Annotated in this window: 2 protein-coding genes; both read right to left on the bottom strand. The window is 64.0% G+C overall.

The annotated features are described in order from the left end of the window. Positions 1–1,112, bottom strand: a 1,112-nt coding sequence (locus VIR09_RS16575) for an aromatic ring-hydroxylating dioxygenase subunit alpha (RefSeq protein WP_332013861.1), incomplete at its 3' end; no start/stop codon positions are given. 242 nt (positions 1,113–1,354) lie between these two features. Further along, a partial coding sequence (locus tag VIR09_RS16570) for an acyltransferase (protein ID WP_332013860.1) occupies positions 1,355–1,882 on the bottom strand: 528 nt, incomplete at its 5' end.

Genomic DNA, 1,882 nt, shown 5'->3' with positions numbered 1-1,882 from the left:
TGGAAGTGCTGCATGCCGTCTTCCATGGGCGACTGGTAGGGGCCGGTTTCGTTCACGCCGCGCAGCATCAGCGCCTTGCGGCCCGCGTCCATGCGCTCGGCGATCTCGTCGTCCTCGATGGCCGTTTCCATGTAGGCGGCGCGCTGTGCCTCGACGAACTCGCGCTCGAAGGCGGCGATTTCCTCGGGGTAGTAGAACTCGACCACGTTCACCGTTTCCTGCGGACCCTTCGGATACAGCGTGGAGAGCACCAGCACGTGCGGATACAGCTCGATCATGTGGGTCGGGAAGTACGTGACCCAGACCGCGCCGAAATCCGGCGCGTCGCCCTCGCGGAACGCCAGCAGGCGGTCATGCCACTGCTTGTACACGTCGGACCCGGGCTGCGCCAGGGCGTTGTGCACGCCGACCTTCTGCAGGCTGTACCAGTCGTTGAACTCCCAGCTCAGGTCGTCGCAGGTGACGAAGCGGCCCAGGCCCGGGTGGAACGGACCGACGTGATAGTCCTCCAGGTAGACCTCGATGAAGGTCTTCCAGTTGTAGTTGCACTGGTGCACTTCGACGTGGTCAAGCACGCAGTCGCCGAAGTCAAATTCCGGACGCGAAAACAGCGGCGCCATGTCGGCGGCCGGATCGCGCGGGCCTTCGAACAGCAAGCCATGGCAATCGCGCAGGCGGAACTTCTGCAGGTTCATGCAGGGCGTGGTGGCGAACTGCGGCGCGCCCAACAACTCGCCCTGGTTGTTGTACGTCCAGCGGTGCAAGGGGCAGACGATGTTGCCGCCGCTTGCCTTCAGGTTGCCATGCGTATTGCAGTTGCCGGCCACATTGCCGGCCTCGCCGCCAAGCATCAACGCCTGACGGTGGCGGCAAACATTTGAGATGAGTTCGACGCCTTGCTGGTTGCGAACCAGCACGCGCCCTCCGTCTTCCTGGGCCAACGTACGCCAATCCCCGATTTCGGGCACCACTTTCTGGTGGCCGACGTATTGTGAGGATTGCTTGAAAATGAGTTCTTGCTCGCGGGCAAAGAGGGCTTCGTCAAAATACGCGCTGACGGGTAGCTGGGTGCGAGCTGGCACTACATGTGCCATCCGACCGATGTCGGTCATGATTCCCCCCGCTCGGATAAAAAAGCCAGGACGGAGAAGCATTTGCCTGGCGGCTTGAAATCCGCTGGGTGCAGTCCGTGCTGGCGCGAAGAAAAATCGGTGTCTGGCCGATCAAATAAGCCGTGAATTGTACCCCAAGCCCTTACCCCGCGCCCGTGAAGATCTGCGAAGCTTCGTGAAGTTATGCCATGCCCGGCTGATGCGAGCCTGCCGCGGCATAACCCCTTGAAGATGTAGGCCTTTCAGACGAAGCGCCGGGTCGCGGGATGGCGCCTCAACAGCCAGCTGCTGGCCGCCGACAGCGCGAACACGGCGGCGGCCAGCACGGGCAAGGTCCAGGCGTCATTGCGCGCGCCCGTCAGGGCGCCGGCGCGATGCGCCACGTCCAGGAACAGCGGATGGATCAAGTAGACGCCGAAAGTCAGCGGCGCCAGCGAGGCCAGCCGCGGCAGGCGCGGCGACGCAATGATCCATTGGAACGCGGCCAGCGACATGAAGGGCACGGTGAGGCTGAAGTAATCGTAGAAGTAGGTATCCAGCGCGCGGTTGCTCGACATCGCATACACGCCCAGCGCGGTCGCGGCCACGCTGGCTGCCAGCATCAGGCCGGGGCGGGGGATGCGCATCTGGCCGTCGAAGATCAGGCGGCCCGCCACGAAGTAGCCCAGATAGGGCAGGAACCAGGTCAGGAAGAAGCCGGCGGGCGCGCCCAGCGCGCGGCGGTACAGCGCGTCCAGGATCGCCACGCCCAGGATGCCCACCACCCACAG

Source organism: Achromobacter sp., assembly GCF_036567245.1.
GTDB lineage: Bacteria > Pseudomonadota > Gammaproteobacteria > Burkholderiales > Burkholderiaceae_B > Achromobacter.
The sequence above is the reverse complement of the archived record's forward strand: the minus strand, read 5'-3'. Positions and strand labels throughout refer to the sequence as shown.